Genomic DNA, 17,905 nt, shown 5'->3' with positions numbered 1-17,905 from the left:
ACATGGACACTCCGATCCCCGAGCAGCTCGTCCCCGCCGGGCACCGGCTCGAGGACGTCTTCCTGCTGAGCTATCGGCGTCTGGTGGTCCAGCTCTACGGCGTGACCGGTGACCGCGTCGAGGCCGAGGACCTGGTGCAGGAGGCGTTCGTCCGGGCCGCGGCCGCGGGCCAGCGCTTCGCGCGCACCGCCAACCCCGAGGCGTGGCTGCGCACGACCGCGATCAACCTGCACCGCAGCCGGTGGCGCAAGCTGCGCAACTTCTCGCGGATCAAGGAGCGCCTCGAGCAGCCCCAGGATGTCCCGGGGCTCGACGACCGCCTCGACGTGATCGAGGCGCTGCGCGCCCTGCCCGCCGACCAGCGCGAGGTCGTCGCCCTCCACCACCTCGCCGACCTGTCCGTCGCCGAGGTCGGGCGCGAGCTCGGACTCCCCGAGGGCACGGTCAAGTCCCGCCTGAGCCGCGGCCGGGAGTCCCTGGCCCGAGCGCTGTCCACCGAGCAGGAGGTGCGTCATGTCTGAGCTCAGGATCGAGCAGTTCCGCGAGCGCGCCGAGCTCGGTCTCGACCTTCCGGACCTCGCCGAGCTCGACCGTCGCGGCCGCAGGCTGCGCCGCCGCCGTACGGCGACCGCTGTCGGTGCGCTCGCGCTCGCCGTCGTCGCCGGGTTCGGGATCGCCGCATCGACGGGCGGTCGCGACGACGCGAGCCCCACGCCGGCCAAGTCGCCGTCCCCCACCCGGACGACCACGTGGTACGACAGCCTGCGGATGAAGGACTCACTCGGCGAGGGCGTCCTGCTGGCGGGGCCGCAGAAGCTCAGCTATGACGGGCTGTCCCTGACCTTCGACGCCCCCAGCGACCACTGGGAGTGGTTCGAGTCGGGGATGGGCCTGCGGTGGAACGGTTACATGCGCGACGAGTACGGCGCGGCCGTGTTCTTCTTCCCCGACGTCGGGCTGCGGCTCGCCCCCTGCAGCAGCCGCAGGTTCGCGGCCCTCGGGGCCGACCCGTCCCGCCTGGTCGCCAACGTCGCCCCGCTGCGCCGGCTCGCCCGCGCCCGGGTGCTCCAGGCGCCACGGGTGGTCAGGGCCTTCGGCACCACGGCGGTCCACCTGCGTCTCGAGACCGACGGCGGCTGCCCCACCGCCAGCGGGATCCCCTACCAGCTGCGCTCCGTGGTCGGGGGGGTGGAGATCGCCCCCGGCTGGGGCGGGAAGGCGACGCTCGACCTCTGGCACGTCCTGACGCCAGGTCCCGGACCGGCGTCCATGCTCGTCGCGAGCTGGGACCTCGACCCCGAGGGGCACCACCGGGCCGAAGCGCAGGCGCTGCTCGACTCGGTCAGGATCGGAGACCGCTGACAGACGTTCCTTTACCCGGCCCCCCGTGACCGCCCGCCGTACGCCTCGTTGAGCAGGACACACGCACGGGAGAGCGGAAGGGAGAAGGCCCATGAACGTCCACGACGTCCTCGGCACCACGCCGGGCGCGACGATGACCGAGATCGAGCAGGCCTTCGTCGCCCGCCTCCGCGAGGCCCGCCGCCGTCCCGTGCTCGGTCCCGACCATGACCCGACCCTGCCGATCCTCACCGCGTTCCGCCTGGCGATGGCGGCCGGCGAGCACCGCTTCGAGCCGGCCGGCGTCGCCGTGGCCCCTCCGGCCCGGGTCGTCGAGCCCACGCCCGGTGGCCGCCGGCTCCCCGCGGCGGGGTTCTCCGCCTGGGTGCCGGCCGCGGCCTGACCGCCCGCGGGAACACACCACCCGGCCGCAAGCCGGTCATGCTCCTCGGCATCGGGCTGTTCGTCGTCGGCTCGCTGCTGTGCGGGCTCGCCTGGAGCATGCCGGCCCTCATCGTCTTCCGCCTCGTGCAGGGGCTCGGCGCCGGCGCCGTCCAGCCGATGGGCATGACGATCGTCGGCGACATCTACTCGATGGCCGAGCGCGCCAAGGTGCAGGGCCACCTCGCCAGCGTCTCGGCGATGGCCTCCGTCGTACCTCGGGGCCGGGCTCCTCGCCGCCGGCGGGACCCTGCTGCTCCTCGACCTCCTCGGCCTCCTCGAGGGCGGCGTGCGCTGGGAATGGGGCTCCCCCCTCGGGCTCGGCATCTTCGCCGCCGCCGCGGTGCTCCTGGTCTCGTTCGTCGCGGTCGAGGCACGGGCCGCCGAGCCGGTCCTCCCGCTGTGGATCTTCCGCCGCCGGGTGCTCAACGCCTCGAGCTCGGGGGCGTTCGTCGTCGGCGTGCTGCTGCTCGGCCTGACCTCCTACGTCCCGCTCTCGGCCGTGATCGCCCTCGCCCTGCTGCTCTCCGGGCTCGTCATGCCGGGCGACGCCGGCCGGGAGACCGCCGAGGCGACCTGATCCAGGGTCGACCGGCCGAACTTCTGGTATCCAGGAAGAGGTCGGTGGCCGGGTGCCGATGCTCGGGCCGGAGGTGGGACGTGGTCGACAACCTCCCGGAGCCCCTCGGGCGCGAGGACGAGATCGCCGTCCTGGTCGACCACCTCGGCACCGCCGGCGCCGGCGCACTGCTCCTGACCGGGCCCGCCGGCATCGGCAAGACGACGCTGCTCGCCGCCCTCGCCCGCCGCGCCGAGGTGGCGGGGCGCTGCGTGGTCAGGGTGCGCGCGACCGAGATCGAGCAGTCCCTGCCCTACGTGACCCTGGGCGACGTGGTCGCCGGGCTGGGACCGGCCCACCTGGACGGGCTCCCGGCCCACCACCGGGCGGCGCTCGAGGTCGCCCTGCTCACCCGTGCGCCGGCCGGCGCCGGCGCCACGGTCGCCGCGGTGCCGGTCGCCCTGCGCGAGCTCCTCGAGCGTGCCGGGCGCGACCGCCCCCTGCTGCTGGCCGTCGACGACCTGCAGTGGGTCGACCGCGAGAGCCTGGTTGCGCTCACCTACGCGGTGCGGCGGCTCCGCGGCCGGGTGAGCCTCGTGGCCACGGTGCGGGAGCCGGTGGAGGAGGAGCTCGCCGCCCTCGGCGACCGGTTGGCCGTCGGCCCCCTCCCCGTCGACGCCGGCGTGCGACTCGTGCGCTCGGTGCTGGGCGAGCCGTCGTCGTACTCCCTGGCCCTCCGGGTGCACCGCGCGGCGTCGGGCAACCCGATGCTGGCCCTCGAGCTGGCGCGCGCGGTCGCCGAGCAGAGCGAGTGGTCCTCCGACCGGCTGAGCGAGCTCGTGCCCTCCGACGCCCTCGCCGGCTCCGTGGCCGAGCGCGTGTCGTCGCTGCCCGACGCCGTGCGCGACGTGCTCGCCCACGCCGCCGCGGTCGCCCGACCCACCGTCGACCTGCTGACCCGGTGCTGCGGACCCGGCGTCGCGGAGCACCTCGCCGAGGCTCGGCGAGCCGGGCTCGTGCTGACCTCGGGGTCCGCGGTGCGCTTCGCCCACCCGCTCTACGCCGCCGCGCTCCTCGGCGACCTCGCTCCGGCCGATCGCCGGGCCGTCCACCGCCGCCTCGCCGAGCTGCCGCTCGAGGAGGAGGAGCTGGCCTGGCACCGCGCCCGCGCCTGCGAGGGGACCGACGCCGAGGTCGCGGCCGTCGTGGAGCGCGCGGCGCTGCGGGCCCGAGGACGGGGCGCCCCGCACGGGGCGGCCGAGCTCGGTGCCCTGGCCCGGGACCTGACGCCGCTCGAGCACGTGGCCGACCGCGCGCGGCGTGGCCGCCTGGTCGGAGCCTCGCTGGTGGACGCGGGCGACCTCCACGGCGCACGGGACGTCCTGGAGCGGCTGCGCGACGAGCTCGCTCCGGGCGCGGACCGGGCGACGACGCGGGTGTCCCTCAGCGAGGTCCTCTACGAGCTCGAGGGGCCCACGACCGCCGAGCGGGAGGCCCGCGCCGCCCTCCAGGAGGCCGGGGACGCTCCCCTGGTCGCGGCCGCAGCGCACCTCGCGCTCGTGGACCGCAGCCATGCCGACGCGGCCGAGCGGCTGTCCCACGCCCGGGAGGCGCTCACCCTGCTGTCCGCTGGTCCGGAGGACGACCCGCGGCTGCGCGCCCAGGCGCTGCGCGAGATCGCGCTCGCCCGGTTTCACCGCGGCGACGGGATGCCCGCGGAGATCCTCGAGGCGATGGAGCTGGAGCGGACCCTCGCCGACCCGCCCCCGGTCGCGTGGGCGGCGGAGACCTGCTACGCCGAGTGCATCAAGTACCTCGACCGCCTCGACGAGGCGGACACCCTGCTGGACACCTGCCACGCCCGCGCCGAGCAGGTGGGGGACCTGGCCTCCCTGGTCGACGTCCTCGGCCACCGCGCCGAGCTCGCGCTCTGGCTGGGCCGGGTCGAGGAAGGGGGCCGGCTCGCCACCCGCGCCCGCACGCTGGCCGAGGAGCTGGAGCAGCACGGCCGGGTCGGCATCGCCGCCGCCTTCGCCGTCCTCGCCGCCGCGCACGCCGGCGACCTCCCCGCCGGACGCCGGGAGGGGCAGCTCGCCGCGGACGCCGAGCTCGACGAGTGGAGCTGCGCGATGCTCGCCCATGCCCGAGGCAGGCTCGAGCTCTGGTGGGGCGACGCCGAGGAGGCCCGCCGCCAGCTCGAGACCTGCGACCGTCTGGCCCGCTCGCGCGAGCTGTCGGTCCCCCGGCAGTGGCGCTACCTCGGCGACTTCGTGGAGGCGCTGGTCGCGACCGGTGAGCGCTGCCGGGCCCGCGAGCGGCTCGAGGACCTGAGGGCCTGGGCCGCCGTCACGGGGCTCTCGTCCTCGGCCGGGATGGCCCGCCGGGCCGCGGGGGTGCTCGCGGAGGCCGAGGGCGACCTCGACCGCGCGGCCCAGGAGCTCGAGGCCGCCGTCGCCGCCTTCGCGTCGGTCGGGATGCGCTTCCACGCCGCGAGGACCCGGGTGACCCTGGGCGCGGTGCTGCGCCGGGCCCGCCGGCGGCGCCTGGCGCGCGAGACCCTCACCGCGGCGGTCCTCGACCTGCGGGAGATGGGGGCGCTCGGCTGGGTCGCGACCGCGGAGTCCGAGCTGGCCCGGGTGAGCGGACGGGCCGGCAGCGCGGGCGCGCTCACCCCGGCGGAGGAGCAGGTGGCCACGCTGGTGGTACAGGGCCTGTCCAACAAGGAGGTCGCCGCGGCCCTCTCGATCTCGCTGCGGACGGTCGAGGCGCACCTGACCCGCGTCTACGCCAAGGTCGGCGTGCGCTCCCGTGCGGGCCTGGCGTCCCGCCTGCGCTGATTCCCCCCTCCCGGTCCCGCCCCCCAAAGTGTGTGGTTTTCCCCAGTGCCCGCTCGCCTCTCGCCGACCTAGCGTGAGGCCCGGCCGGCCCGTGGGGTGTGGGGCCAGGGGGCCCATCCGGCCACGACCGAGAGGACGAAGGATGAGACTCGAGCAGCGGATCGCCGTGGTGGGGATCGCGGTCGCGGCAGCGGCGTCGATGGCCACGGTGCCGGCGTACGCCGAGAACCCGGCCGGGCTGGGACAGAGCAGCGACACCTACCAGTGCGACGGGATCGGCGACGTGGTGATCCGGACCCCCGGAACCCGGGCCGACGGCGGGTGGAGCGCCGGCAAGATCGTGTCGGGCGGGTCCGGGACCCTCGTCCCGACCTCCTTCACCTTCTCGGCGTACGACGACACCACCGGCTCCTACCTCTTCCCGCCGGAGACGATGGTCAAGGGCAACGGCAGCACCGGTCCGTCCGGCGACCTGTGGACCTGCCACCAGTCGGGGACGGGACTGCTCTCGGACTTGGGCGACCCGGGCGAGCCGCTGCCGCCCGGTGTCTCCCCCACCGACACGGTGACGCTGACCTTCACCGTGACCGCGGTCCACGAGGGGTGAGCCCGGTCCCCACCACCCGAGGACGCTGACGGGCGGCCCGGGTGGTGGGGACTACTGCTCGACGGCGGCCACCTGGAGCAGGGTGGTGCCCTTGCAGGTCTCGGACTCCTTGATCGCCCAGGTGCCGGACCAGCCGTGGCCGGCCCAGGTCGCCTCGGCGTCGTCGCGCTCGGCCTCGCCCTTGGTGGCGACGAACCCGGCGTCCTCGAGGTCGTGCTGCATGAACGGCAGCACCTGGTTGAACTCGGCGCCCACCTGCGCGGTGACCGCCAGGCCCCCGCCGGGCACCTGCTCGGTCCCCGTCACGACCGTGCCGTCGGGGAACGGCCAGTCCTCCGGGAACGAGCCGTCCTTCGGGACCGCGGTCGGCGTGAGGCTCGCCAGGCACGCCGGCGTGTCGACGGCGGCCTCTGCGGTCCCGTCCCCCGAGCCGCCACAGCCGGCGAGCAGCAGCACGCCCAGCAACGGGCCCAGCGCCACCGCGATCCGCGCAGACGTGCTCACCCGTCGTACCTCCGGAAGAGGGTGCGGCCGCCCACCTGACGCACGATCGCCCCGTGGTTGGTCAGCCCGTTGGCGGCCACCTTGGTGCTGGCCACGCAGTTGCTGGCCTTGTCGTAGACCGAGCCCACGCACCCGTCGGCGAAGCCGACCATGACCCGGCCGCCCTTGGTGATCGTGATGCCGTTGAAGTCGAGCAGGTTGCGGCACGGGTTGCTGCCGCCGGAGTTCCAGATGCAGCCGCGCTGCACCGGGTTGCCCCTGGTGGCGTTGACCATCTTCCACGTGGCGCCGCGGTCGTAGGTCGTGGCGAGGTAGAGGTGCCACGTGCCACCGGTGTAGGTCGTGCCGTCCGCCGACTTGCCGAACGACGCCGCCTGGGTCGAGCCCGGGGTGCGCGTGCCGAGGAAGGCCACCGTCGCGCGGTTGCCGTCGCCGGCCACGACCATGGCGAACTCGGTGTTGCGGATGCCCGCGAGGCTGCCCACGTTGAGGTTGCGCGCCCACGTGGCGCCGTGGTCGCGGGAGATCGCCACCCGCGCCTCGCCCGTGCCGTCGGCGTAGGAGACGTAGAGGGTGTTGTCGCGCCCGATGCCGACGTAGGGGTCGGACTGACCGGCGATGCTGTGCGGGATCGTCCGCACCTTCCAGGTCTGCCCGCCGTCGCGCGAGACCGCGACGCCCTGCCGGTTGCCGCACACCGCGTTGGGGACGTACGCCGTGCCGTCGGGCCCGACCTGCACGTGGCCGTGGATGCCGGAGCACTCGGTGTTCCACAGCGCCACCGGGGAGCCGAAGGTGACCCCGCCGTCGTCGCTGCGGGAGCAGTAGGCCTTGCCCAGCACGAGGGCCGCGCCCTGGCTGCAGTAGTAGACCGCGTGCGGGTAGCTGCCCGACATGCCCTTGGGGTAGGGGCCGCCGCCGATGGTCTGGTGGTCGAAGCCGTTGATGCCGGTGCCGCAGCCCTGCGACGGCTTGCCCGGGGTGGCGAAGTCGTCGTCGGAGTAGGCCGTCGCGGAGCAGGCGAGGTAGAGCTGGCTGACGATCGTGCGACCGGTGGTGTGGTCGGTCCAGCCGATCGGGTCCAGCGAGATCTTGTTCGACGGGTCGGTCGGGTCGGTGTTGACGTTCTTCCAGTGCGAGGTGCGCTTCGCGTCGTTGAACGTGACGGCGTACTCGTCGGTGTTGCTGGTGAAGAGCGTCTTGCCCGACTTCCAGTTGCTGCCGATGCTCGGCTCGCCGGCGTTGTCGGCCACACCCGCCGGGGCGCTGTACTGGTGGTAGGTCGGCGCCTTCACGGTCGAGGCGGTGACCGTCCCCGGCTTGATCGTGTACGCCGTCGCGCGGCCGGTGTAGGGCGTGCCGGTCGGGGGGTTCTGGAAGGCGCACACCAGCACGTTGTAGGTGCCCGGCTTGCGCGCGGTGACGTTGATCCCCTCGAGGTTCTGCGAGCCGTCCGCGGCGGCGACCAGCTTGCCGTCGGGGCCGAAGAGGTACATCGCGAGGTCGTTGGTGGTGTTGCCGCCGGCGTCGTCGGTCCACCTCACCGAGAAGCGCACCAGCGTCTCGTAGGACGCCGGCAGCGACGGGAACGACACCTTCACCTGGTGCTGGCTGTTGAGCGTCGGGTGGCTGGGGTCGCAGGCGCCGGTCGGGTCGTCGACGCCCACCTGGCCCCAGACGAGGCCGGAGTTGCCGTTGTTGAACGGCGCCGTGCCCTTCCACGTGGTGCTGACGCTGCCCGGGCGCGAGGGGACGCTGAGGTCCGAGGCGGCCGTGGCCGGCGACGCCGAGCCCAGGGCGACGAGGGCGGCCGAGGCGACGGCGGCCGCCGTACCCACGGTCAGCAGGCGGCGGGACGAGCAGCTGGAGCGGCGAGGCAGGTGCATGTGGTTCCCTCCGAGAGGCGAGGTGGCGGCGCCACCGAGGTCTCAACGACCTGGGCCGCCGGCGGTTACAGCATCGGGGACGCCGGCCGCCCGTGATCGGGGTTTGACCATCCACACCCTGTGGGACCATCGTCTTGATCCGGGACATAGCCGACACTGGACCATCTCTGGGGGGAGCCATGGCAGACCTGTACGTCGACTTCGGGGCACTGGCGCGCAGCCGCGCGACCATCGCCGACATCGAGGACCTGCTCACGCGGTCCTGCCGCGCGATGCGCGACCTGCCGGCCGAGGCCGCGGGCGTCGAGCGGCTGGTCGGCAAGCTGCGCGACTTCGGCGACGAGTGGGACTACGGCATCGGCAAGCTGGGCGAGTTCAGCGGCTCGTGCGGCGACGCGCTCCAGTCGGCGGTCGAGGCCTTCACCGAGCTCGACCAGGAGCTCGCCCGGTCGTTCGACAAGGACGCGCAGTGAGCGGGACCTACCCCGCGCTGGGCTTCGACCCGGCGCCCGGGGAGGTCGGCCCGGGCCGCGACATGGCCCGCACGCTCCGCGACGTCACGCACGCGCTCGGCGAGGTGGCCCACCTGGTCCGCGGCGACGGCCAGGCGCAGTGGGTGGGCAAGGCGGCCGACGCCTACCGCGACCTGATGAGCGCCGACTTCGCCCCGCGGATCACCGAGGCCCACGAGGCGTTCTCGACCGCCTCCCGCGCGCTCGACCACTGGGTGGAGTCGCTCGACGGCTACCAGTCCCGGGCCCGCGCCCTGGAGCGCGAGGCGGAGGAGGCCCGGCGGCGGCTCGACGCGGCGTCGGCCTCGCTCGACGGGCTCGGGGCCAAGCCGACCGGCGACGCCGACGCGCAGGCCCGCGACCACTGGCAGGACCGGCACCAGGCGCTGTCGGCGGCGCGCGGCGCCCGGCAGGACGAGCTCGAGCAGGTGCTCGCCCGCGCCCGCTCGCTCGCCGAGGAGGTCACCCACTCGGCGGTGACCGCGGCCGGCGCGCTCGACACCGCGATGAAGGCCGCCCCCGACGAGCCCGGCTTCTGGGACAAGCTCAAGGACGTCGTCGAGGACGTCACCACCTTCCTCGGCGACGTGATCGAGTTCGTCAAGGACAACTGGTGGGACATCCTGCACAAGATCGTCGCGGTCGCGGCGATCGTGCTCGCCATCGCCGCGCTCTTCGTGCCCGGCGCCGGCTGGCTGGTCACCGCCGCCCTGCTCGCCTCGGTCCTCGACACCGGCATGTCCGGCATCGACGCCCTGATGGGCAGGCCCGGCGCCAAGGAGGCCTTCCTCACCGGCCTGGTCGGCCTCGGCGCCGGCGCAGCGCTCGGTGCGGTCGTCCGCGCCGCGACCCCCACGATGAAGGCCGCGCTCGAGACCGGGCCGTTCGCGATGGCGATCCAGGGAGGCGTCGCCTCGATCGCGCGCCCGACCACCGTCGCCCTCTCGGTCAACGACCTCTTCGTCCCCGCCCTCGGCGGGTTCATGGCGCTGCGCATGAAGGACAGCAAGGACGCCACCGACGGCATCCTCAGCCTGCTCGGCGGCCACACCTACTACGACGACAAGCTCGCCGACGGATGGCGCAAGGCCCGTGACGACGACTGAGCGTGACACCGGGGACACCGCCCTCCTCGTCCCGGTGCCCGCCGGGTGGGTGGAGCTCGCCGCCTTCGAGGACGACGCCTCCGCCACCGCGTGGTTCGACCGGCTGCTCGACGACACCCCGGGACTCGACGAGATCTCACGAGCCCACCTGCACGACGTCCACCGACGGCTGCGCTCCGCGCTGGCCGGTCGCTCCTTCGACGCCGCCGGCGCGATGCTCGCCGTCCGCCAGGACCGCGAGCCGTCGTACGACGACACGGGGCGGCTCACGCTCACCGACGACGACCTGACCGTCTGGGTCTTCCTGCTGCAGCAGGTGGTGCTGCCCGGCACCAGCGACCTCGACCCGGTCGCGGTCATCGAGGCCTACGTCGGCAGCGAGGCGCGCGCGGAGGCCGAGCTGGTCGAGAGCTTCACCACCGCCGACGGCCGGTCCGGCCTCGCCCTGCACGGACGGGCGGCGGCCTACGACGTCGACCTCGCGCCCCTGACCGCGGCGGGACTCGAGCCCGACGACCCGGGCGTCGTGCAGGCGGTGATGCACCTCGGCGCCCTGCCCGACCACAGCAACCGGGTCCTGGTCACCACCGGCCTGTGCCCCACGCTCGCCGACCGGCCCGTCATGGCGCTCGCCCAGGCCCACCTGACGATCGGGGCGCGGCCGTGGCGGCGCGGTGACGACCTGCCCGAGGGCACGGTCGTCCTCGACGCCACCGGCCTGCTGCATGATCAGGGCATGGATCGTGGCAGGGAGCAGCGATGACCGACCGACCGGCCCTGGTGTCGGCCGAGGCGTGGCCGCACGTGCAGGGCGCCGAGCAGGCGACCGAGGCGCACGCCGCCGGCGCCCTCACCGCCCCGCCGCTGTGGGAGCGCTCGCGCGCGACCAAGGCCCTCGACGCCGAGCTCTCCTCGCCCCAGCGCCTCGGCGCCGGGGTCGGCTGCTGGCTGCTGGGCGTGGCGGGCGTCGCCGCCCTCGCCGCCGCCGCGTGGCACGGGAGCCCGGCCGCGCTCCGGGTCGTGGCGCTGGTCGCCGGGACCGCGCTCGTGGTCGGGGCGTTCGTCGCCTCGCGCCCGGTGGTCGCCGCGGGCCGGCGGGTCGTGTCCGCCTTCTGCTGGTGGCAGCTGCTGCCCCGGCTCGTCGCCGATCAGGACGGCGGTGCCGCCGACTGGGGCACGGGCGGCGTGGAGCGCGCCGTCGACACGCGCGCGTGGTACCTCCACCCCCGGCGTCTCGCCCTGGTCGGCCTCATGGCCGGCGCGTTCCTGGCTCCGCTGGCGCTGCTGCGCATCGCGACCAGCGACTACAGCGCCCGCCCCTGGCCCGAGGACCAGAGCCTGTCCCTCACCGTCGCCGTGCTCGGCGGCATCGTCGTCAGCTGGTACGCCGGCGGCGCGCTCTTCCGCTCGATGTCGCGCGCCGGCAGCGCCCAGGGCCAGAAGGACCCGGTCACCCAACGCCTCCTCGGCCGCGGCCGCTGACCGGGTCAGCGCAACGGGTCGAACGGAACGAGCTCTGCGGGGTTGCGACCGGTGGCGATGCGTTCGGCGAGCAGCTTGCCGGTCACCGGACCGAGCGCCATGCCCCACATCCCGTGCCCGCCGGCGACGAACACGCCGGGGGCGGCAGTGGCGCCGATGAGGGGCAGACCGTCGGCGGTGCAGGGTCGGGAGCCGACCCACTCGTCGTGACGGTCGTCGAGGTCGACTCCCGTGAGCAGCGGCCGGACCGAGTCGACGATGGCGGTGATGCGTCGATGGTCGAAGGCCGCGTCGGGCGCCCGGAACTCCATCATCCCGGCGACGCGGAGGCGGGGGCCGTGGACCGTCGCGAGTGGCGTGCACGCGACCCTCTGCCTCGGGAAGTACACCGGGCCGGCCGGGACCTGTGCGCTGCTGACGCTGAAGGAGTAGCCACGGCCCGCTTGCACGACGCTCCGGACCCCGACCCGCCGGGCCAGGGAGCCGAGCCACGCGCCGTTGGCGAGCACCACGGCGTCGAACCGGGCGCGGACCTCCGAGGTCGTCCGGTCAGGCGTGTCGAGGGCGTCGTCGACGCGAGCGGTCACCGACACCCCGTCGGGACCCGGCTCGACCGCTGTGACGGTCGCCGCTTCGACGATCCGTCCGCCACGGGCCTGCACGGCCGAGGCCAACGCCTGGAGGAAGGCCGGCGGGTGCAGGTACCGCTGACCGTGGAGCTGGACGGCGGCCCCCACCTGGCCTGACAGGGCCGGCGCCAGGGCTCGGGCCTCGTCGCCGGTCAGGACGTCGTACTTCACCTCCTGGCCGGCCGCGTCGATGTGGTCGAGCTCAGCCACCAGGGGCGCTCGTTCCTCCGGGGTCCGGAAGCAGGCGAGGAACGGGTCGGCGGGGAAGGTGACCGCGCCGGTGGGGACCCCGTCGATGACGCCGTCGGCTCGCCCGGTGGCGTCGCTGAGCTCGTCGAAGGCGTCGAGCGCTCGTGCGTTGAGCGGCACGTAGGCGCGCATCCCCACGCCCCACCGTCGAGCGGTGCTGTGACGTGTGAACCCGCCCAGGAAGCGCAGCAGGCGTGGGTCGGGGCGCAGCGGGACGTAGACAGGCGAGGCCGGGCTGAGCACGGCCTTGATGCCGTAGCCCAGCACGGCGGGTTCGGGCAGCGGCGCGGTCAGGGCAGGAGTGAGCCATCCGGCGTTGCCCCACGACGAGCCGGCGGCGACGTGGCTGCGGTCGAGGACGGTGACCTTCATGCCGTGCTGCTGGAGGTGCCAGGCGGTGGACAGGCCGACCATCCCGGCGCCGACGACGGCGACGTGGCGTGACATCGAGCGGTTCTCCTTCGTCGTCTCAGCGCTGGGCGTCGGTGCACCGCGTGCACGCCGCTGCCCACGGGCGCAGTGCCAGCCGGTCCGGGGCGATCGCGAGGCCGCAGCGGGTGCAGGTGCCGTACCGACCCGAGGCCACGCGAGCACGGGCGGCCCGCACGTCGGCCAGGATGCGCTCCAAGTTGGCGCGGCACACCTCGGCGACGGGGTCGGACCGGGTCGGGCGCATGGCGTCGAGCTGGCGCTGGCGAGCACGTTCCACGGCCGCCAGGTGGTCGTCCACCTCGGTGGGCGAGGTGAGGTCGAGACCGGTGGGCTCCGGCAGCTCGACCAGGTCGGCGCCGGGTCCGGGGCGTGGGGGTGCGGCCGAGGTGGACGGGGAGATGAGAGAGGTCATGGCGAGTCCTGATGAACGTGGCGCCGCCCCGGGCGCTCTCGTCGGAGAGGGGGCGACGCGCAGAGAAGCGGCGCCGTTGGCGCGGCGACGCGGGGGCGTTGAGATCAGGACACGGCGGGCGGGGCGCGGTCGACGCTGCGTCGCAGGACGTCGAGCCCGCTGATGCCGCGTGCCTCTTCGTTGAGCCGAAGGGCCAGCAGAGCAGCGCCGGACGGCACGTGCGACGGGATGTGCGCGGGCGCGAACGCCACCGCCACCTGCTCCACGTCGTATGCCGTCATGCCCGGACCATAGCAACGTCCTGGCGCCCCTGCCTCATCGCAGACCGATCATCGCGCGCGCCTCGTCCGGCGCCATCGGGGAGCGTTGTGCCAGCACACCGGCCCGGGCCGCCCGCTCCACCAGCTGCGCGTTGGACCGGACCGCGACACCGCGCGCGTAGGTCACCGTGTCCTCCATGCCGACGCGCAGGTGCCCGCCGCGAGACAGCGCCCCGAACATCACCGGGATGGTGGACCGGCCGATGCCGGTCGCGGACCACGAGGTGACGGCGGGCGGGAGGTCCCGTGCCGCCGCGACCAGGGCGTCGGTCGTCCCGTTCATCCCGCCGGGCACGCCCATGACGAGATCGACGTGCACCCGCTCCCCCACCGGCAGCCCGTGCTGGTCCAGCAGCCGTTGGAGCGCGTGCACCTGACCGAGGTCGAACAGCTCGTACTCCGGAGCCACGCCTCGGTCGCGGGCGAGCAGGTGCAGGTCGCGGACGAACGGCCACGGGTTGAGGAAGACCTCGTCGCCGAAGTTCGTCGTGCCCATCGTGATGCTGCAGGAGTCCGGCTCGGCATCGAGGACCTGCAGCCGCTTGTCCAAGGGGTCGTGCACCGAGCCGCCGGTCGAGAGCTGCACGACGAGGTCGGTGCTCTCCCGCACCGCGGCCACCCACTCCTTCAGCAGCGGCAGGTCGAGGGTCGGCCGGTGCTCTGAGTCCCGGACGTGGAGGTGGATCATCGCCGCCCCCGCCTCGCGGCACTCCACCGCGGTCCTCGCCACCTCCTCCGGCGTGGTCGGCAGCTGCGGGACGTCGGCCTTGTCGATCTCCGCTCCCGTGGGCGCCACGGTGATGAGCAGGGGCTCGCCGGAGGTCGCCGGGGCGGGAACACTCGTGCTGGTCATCGGTCACCCTCGAGGTCGGTCGTGCTCGGTCGTGGTCGACGAACGCGCTCAGGGCGCGGCGTCGAGCTGAGGCGTGTGGGCCAGGAGTCGCCGGGTGTACTCGTCGCGGGGAGAGTCCAGGACCTCGGCGACCGGTCCCGCCTCGACGATCCGTCCGTGCTGCATCACCGCGACGCGGTCCGCGATGCTTCGGATCAGCGCGAGATTGTGGGTGACGAACACCAGCGACAGCCCCATCTCCTCCCGCAGGCGGGCCAGCAGCTCCATGATGGTCGCCTGCACCGAGACGTCCAGGGCGCTGGTGATCTCGTCGCACAGCAGCACGGACGGGTCGGCAGCCAGCGCGCGGGCGATGGCGACGCGTTGACGTTCACCGCCGGACAGCTCGTCGGGGTAGCGGCGCGCCGCCGTCCCCGGCAGTGCCACCTGGTCGAGGAGCTCGGTGGTCCTCGCCGCCGCGGCGGCCCCACCCAGGCCGTGGAACAGCTTCAGCGGCACCGCGATCGCGTCCCTGATCGAGTAGCGCGGGTTGAGGGAGGCATACGGGTTCTGGAAGACGTACTGCAAGCGGCGACGCTGCTCGACGGTCCGGCGGCGGGGGGTGTGGGCGAGCTCCTCGCCGCCCAGCGTGACCAGGCCGTCGTACTGCTGGTGCAGGCCCGCGATGCACCGGACCGTGGTCGTCTTGCCGGAGCCGGACTCCCCCACGAGGGCGAGGCACTCACCGGCACGCACGTCGAGGTCGATGCCGTGGAGCACCTGGACCCGCCCGTGGGACGCGGTCAGGGCACCGACACGCAACAGCTCGTCACCCGGCACCGCGCCGGTCACCCGGTCCACACCGGTCGCCGACAGGGCCATCGCCCGATCGTGGTGGATGCAGCGCACGGCGTGGTCGGGCCCGATGGTCTGCAGGGGCGGCACCTGCTCGGTGCACGCGGAGGTCGCCAGTGGACAGCGCGGCGCGAAGGCACAGCCGAGCACTCGCTCGCCGGGACGTGGCGCGTGTCCGGGTATCCCCTGGGGCGCCTGCTCACCCTCGAAGCGAGGGATCGCACGCATCAGTCGACGCGTGTACGGGTGCCGCGGCCGATGGAACAGGTCCTCGCGAGGACCGATCTCGACGACCTGGCCGGCGTACATCACAGCGACCCGGTCGGCGATGCCGGACACCACCGCCAGGTCGTGGCTGACGTAGATGGCAGCGACCTGGTGGGAGCGACACAGCTCGCGCACCGTCTCCAGCACGCGTGCCTGGGTGGTCACGTCGAGGCCCGTGGTCGGCTCGTCGCACACCAGCACCTGGGGCCGTGCCACGAACGCCATGGCGAGGACGACGCGCTGCTGCTGTCCGCCGGAGAGCTGGTGGGGATAGCGCTGGAGGAACTCGTCGTCGCCGCTGAGGGCCACCTCGGCGAGGGTCGCCACGACACGCGCTCGGCGCTCCTCGGCCGAGAGGTCGGGGGCGTGCACCTCGAGGACCTCCTCGAGCTGGCGGTGGATGCGCAGCGCCGGGTTCAGCGCGGTGGGCGGGTCCTGGGGGATGTAGGCCACGGTGCGACCCCGGACGCCCTGCAGCTCCCTCGCGCTCATCGTCGTGAGGTCCCGCCCACCCACGGCGATCCGACCGTGGTCGATCCGCGCACCCACGCGCGTGTGTCCGAGCATGGCCATGCTCACCGTCGTCTTGCCGCAGCCCGACTCCCCGACGAGACCCAGGACCTCGCCGGGTCGGACGGTGAGGTCCACCTCCTCGACGATGTGGTCGCCGGTGCGGGTGATCACCACCGAGAGGCTCTCGACGGTCAGGACTGCGGGCCCGACACTCATCCGTTGCTCCTGTCGATGCCGATCGAGGCACGTGCGATGCCGTCCGCGACCAGGTTGGACGCCACGGTGAGCAGGCCGATGGCCAGCACCGGAAGGAGCACCGCCCACGGCTGCTGCTCGATCGCCAGCCTGTTCTCGTTGATCATCAGTCCCCAGTCGGCCGAGGGCGGCTGGAGGCCGAAGCCGAGGAAGCTCAGTCCGGCGATCAGGGCGATCGAGTAGGTCATGCGCAGACCGAGCTCGACCAGGATCGGGCTGCTGACGTTGGGGATGATCTCCTTCAGCACGACCGTGCGCCGAGGCACGCCGATCGCCTCTGCGGCCTTCACGAAGTCGCGTTCGACCACGTCCATGGCGGCGCCGCGCACGACGCGCGCGGTGTGGGGTGCGTGGGTGATCCCCACGGCGAGGACGAGCAGCCAGAGCTTCGAGCCGAAGCCGGCCAGCAGGACGAGCACGAAGATGATCTGGGGGAACGCCATCAGGACGTCCGCCGCTCGCATCAGGACGTCGTCGCGCACGCCTCGGAAGTACGCCGCCACGACGCCGACCAGGGTCCCGGTGCCCACGCCGATCAGGGCAGCCACGAGCGACAGCGCGATGACCGACCGGCCACCGCTGAGGAAGCGGCTGAGGACGTCGCGCCCGAGGTTGTCGGTCCCCAGGAGCGTGTGCGCCGCCGACGAGGTGCTCGGGATGCCGACGAACTCGGTGGCCGAGTAGGGCGCCAGCCAGGGCCCCAGCACGGCGAGCGTCACCAGGGTGAGCCAGATCCCGAGCCCGACCCGCGTGCGGCCCAGCCTCAGGGCGCGTCTGCCCGTCTCCCACCCGGAACGCCGGGGCGGCCGGCCGCTCGTGCTCGCCACTCCCTCTCCCAGGGCGGCGCCTGTCGGCTCCACCTCGACGCTCTCTCCGAGCGGGATGCTCATGCTCGGGCCGTCCTGGCTCGCGGGGTCAGCAGGATGCTGATGACGTCGGCCGCCAGGTTGAGCGTGACGTAGAGGACCGCCGCGAGCAGCGCGAGGAACTGCACGACCGGGATGTCCTGGTTGTCGACCGCGTCCACGAGCGCGCCACCCACGCCGGGGTAGGCGAAGACGTACTCGACCAGGACCACACCGCCGGCCATCCAGGCCAGGATCAGGGCCGAGACCTGCACGGCCGGCACCAGCGCGTTGGGGACCGCGTGGCGCCAGATGACGGTCCGTCCGGGCATGCCCTTGAGCCGGGCCATCTGGACGTACTCGCTCTCCAGCACCTCGACCATCGAGCCGCGCATGATCCGGCTGATGTACGGCGTGGCCGCGAGGATGAGCGTGAGGGCAGGCAGGACCATGACCGCCGGGTGGTTCCACGGGTACTGACCCGGCGCGAGCAGGGAGACCGCCGGGAACACCTGGAGGACGCTCGTGGCGAGCGTGAGGACGAGCAGGATGCCGATCACGAACTCCGGCACGGCCGCGAGCACCAGCGTCGTCGTCGAGATGGCATGGTCGACGGCACGGTCGCGACGCACGGCCGCCCACGTCCCGAGGAGGATCGACAACGGGATCGTGATGAGAGCCGCCACCAGCATCAGCACGGCCGAGTTGACGATCTTGTCGGACAGCAGGTGCCACACCGGCTGCTGCGAGGCCAGGGACGTGCCCGGGTCGCCGGTGAGGATCCCGCCGAGCCAGTTGAGGTACTGCTGCAGGACCGACTGGTCGAGGTGCAGCTGCTTCTCCATGGCCGCGAGCCGCTCGGGTGTGCTGCGCTTGCCCAGGATGGCCTGGGCGCTGTTGCCCGGGAGCACCTGGGTGCCCAGGAAGACGAGCACCGAGACCAGCCAGATCGTCAGCAGGCCGAGACCGAACCGACGTACCAGGAGACGCTTCAGCACGACCTCACCACTTCCGACCTCCT

General features: G+C 73.7%; 19 protein-coding genes and 1 pseudogene. 11 read left to right on the top strand and 9 right to left on the bottom strand.

Annotated elements, in window-relative coordinates; genetic code table 11:
* The first annotated feature begins 2 nt into the window (after window positions 1-2).
* The 7 genes and pseudogenes from J2S63_RS10520 to J2S63_RS10490 all read left to right on the top strand — a co-directional run bounded on the left by J2S63_RS10520 (window position 3) and on the right by J2S63_RS10490 (window position 5,785).
* Complete coding sequence (locus J2S63_RS10520; RefSeq protein WP_310301848.1) at window positions 3-521, top strand: SigE family RNA polymerase sigma factor; 519 nt, start codon at window positions 3-5, stop codon at window positions 519-521.
* Window positions 514-1,362 (top strand): hypothetical protein, encoded by an 849-nt coding sequence (locus J2S63_RS10515; protein WP_310301847.1) that lies wholly within the window; start codon window positions 514-516, stop codon window positions 1,360-1,362. Before J2S63_RS10520 ends, J2S63_RS10515 begins: the two co-directional genes overlap by 8 nt.
* A 91-nt stretch (window positions 1,363-1,453) precedes the next feature.
* Window positions 1,454-1,744 (top strand): hypothetical protein, encoded by a 291-nt coding sequence (locus J2S63_RS10510; protein WP_310301846.1) that lies wholly within the window; start codon window positions 1,454-1,456, stop codon window positions 1,742-1,744.
* A gap of 38 nt (window positions 1,745-1,782) precedes the next feature.
* Window positions 1,783-1,935, top strand: a pseudogene (locus J2S63_RS10505) (MFS transporter); the annotation flags it as partial.
* A 136-nt stretch (window positions 1,936-2,071) separates the two neighbouring features.
* Window positions 2,072-2,362, top strand: a complete 291-nt coding sequence (locus J2S63_RS10500) for a hypothetical protein (RefSeq protein ID WP_310306764.1) — start codon at window positions 2,072-2,074, stop codon at window positions 2,360-2,362.
* An 80-nt stretch (window positions 2,363-2,442) separates the two neighbouring features.
* On the top strand, window positions 2,443-5,178 hold the full coding sequence (locus J2S63_RS10495) for an ATP-binding protein (RefSeq protein WP_310306669.1): 2,736 nt from the start codon (window positions 2,443-2,445) through the stop codon (window positions 5,176-5,178).
* A gap of 142 nt (window positions 5,179-5,320) precedes the next feature.
* Complete coding sequence (locus J2S63_RS10490) at window positions 5,321-5,785, top strand: hypothetical protein (RefSeq protein WP_310301845.1); 465 nt, start codon at window positions 5,321-5,323, stop codon at window positions 5,783-5,785.
* A 51-nt stretch (window positions 5,786-5,836) separates the two neighbouring features.
* Here the strand turns inward: J2S63_RS10490 and J2S63_RS10485 are convergent, their stop codons facing one another.
* A complete protein-coding gene (locus tag J2S63_RS10485) occupies window positions 5,837-6,289 on the bottom strand; it encodes a hypothetical protein (RefSeq protein ID WP_310301844.1) in 453 nt (150 codons plus the stop codon).
* The gene (locus tag J2S63_RS10480; protein WP_310301843.1) at window positions 6,286-8,175 is read right to left on the bottom strand and encodes a hypothetical protein; all 1,890 of its coding nucleotides are present in this window, start codon (window positions 8,173-8,175) and stop codon (window positions 6,286-6,288) included. The genes J2S63_RS10485 and J2S63_RS10480 overlap by 4 nt, the downstream gene beginning before the upstream one ends.
* Before the next feature lie 179 nt (window positions 8,176-8,354).
* Between J2S63_RS10480 and J2S63_RS10475 the strand changes: the two genes are divergently transcribed.
* Genes J2S63_RS10475 through J2S63_RS10460 form a run of 4 tightly spaced genes read left to right on the top strand, consistent with a single transcriptional unit; the run spans window position 8,355 to window position 11,275 of the window.
* Window positions 8,355-8,648 (top strand): hypothetical protein, encoded by a 294-nt coding sequence (locus tag J2S63_RS10475; RefSeq protein WP_310301842.1) that lies wholly within the window; start codon window positions 8,355-8,357, stop codon window positions 8,646-8,648.
* A complete protein-coding gene (locus J2S63_RS10470; protein WP_310301841.1) occupies window positions 8,645-9,793 on the top strand; it encodes a putative T7SS-secreted protein in 1,149 nt (382 codons plus the stop codon). The genes J2S63_RS10475 and J2S63_RS10470 overlap by 4 nt, the downstream gene beginning before the upstream one ends.
* Entirely contained in the window at window positions 9,780-10,556 is a 777-nt protein-coding gene (locus tag J2S63_RS10465; protein ID WP_310301840.1) for a hypothetical protein, read from the top strand. The genes J2S63_RS10470 and J2S63_RS10465 overlap by 14 nt, the downstream gene beginning before the upstream one ends.
* On the top strand, window positions 10,553-11,275 hold the full coding sequence (locus J2S63_RS10460; RefSeq protein WP_310301839.1) for a hypothetical protein: 723 nt from the start codon (window positions 10,553-10,555) through the stop codon (window positions 11,273-11,275). The genes J2S63_RS10465 and J2S63_RS10460 overlap by 4 nt, the downstream gene beginning before the upstream one ends.
* Window positions 11,276-11,280: 5 nt before the next feature.
* Here J2S63_RS10460 and J2S63_RS10455 read toward each other — a convergent pair whose 3' ends face one another.
* The 7 genes from J2S63_RS10455 to J2S63_RS10425 form a co-directional block, all read right to left on the bottom strand.
* On the bottom strand, window positions 11,281-12,600 hold the full coding sequence (locus J2S63_RS10455) for an NAD(P)/FAD-dependent oxidoreductase (protein ID WP_310301838.1): 1,320 nt from the start codon (window positions 12,598-12,600) through the stop codon (window positions 11,281-11,283).
* 22 nt (window positions 12,601-12,622) lie between these two features.
* Window positions 12,623-12,997, bottom strand: coding sequence for a TraR/DksA family transcriptional regulator (locus J2S63_RS10450; RefSeq protein ID WP_310301837.1), 375 nt, complete (start codon window positions 12,995-12,997; stop codon window positions 12,623-12,625).
* Window positions 12,998-13,101: 104 nt separating this feature from the next.
* A complete protein-coding gene (locus tag J2S63_RS10445; protein ID WP_310301836.1) occupies window positions 13,102-13,278 on the bottom strand; it encodes a hypothetical protein in 177 nt (58 codons plus the stop codon).
* Window positions 13,279-13,312: 34 nt separating this feature from the next.
* Complete coding sequence (locus J2S63_RS10440; RefSeq protein WP_310301835.1) at window positions 13,313-14,170, bottom strand: beta-keto acid cleavage family enzyme; 858 nt, start codon at window positions 14,168-14,170, stop codon at window positions 13,313-13,315.
* A gap of 48 nt (window positions 14,171-14,218) precedes the next feature.
* Entirely contained in the window at window positions 14,219-16,000 is a 1,782-nt protein-coding gene (locus J2S63_RS10435; protein ID WP_310301834.1) for an ABC transporter ATP-binding protein, read from the bottom strand.
* Complete coding sequence (locus tag J2S63_RS10430) at window positions 15,997-16,929, bottom strand: ABC transporter permease (RefSeq protein ID WP_310301833.1); 933 nt, start codon at window positions 16,927-16,929, stop codon at window positions 15,997-15,999. The genes J2S63_RS10435 and J2S63_RS10430 overlap by 4 nt, the downstream gene beginning before the upstream one ends.
* Window positions 16,926-17,882 carry an ABC transporter permease gene (locus tag J2S63_RS10425; protein WP_310301832.1) on the bottom strand — a complete coding sequence of 319 codons (957 nt, stop codon included), beginning with the start codon at window positions 17,880-17,882 and terminating at the stop codon, window positions 16,926-16,928. The genes J2S63_RS10430 and J2S63_RS10425 overlap by 4 nt, the downstream gene beginning before the upstream one ends.
* Window positions 17,883-17,905: the final 23 nt, after the last annotated feature.

It is taken from the genome of Nocardioides marmoribigeumensis (assembly GCF_031458325.1).
GTDB classification, from domain to species: Bacteria; Actinomycetota; Actinomycetes; order Propionibacteriales; family Nocardioidaceae; genus Marmoricola_A; species Marmoricola_A marmoribigeumensis.
This window is presented reverse-complemented; position numbering and strand designations above follow the sequence as displayed.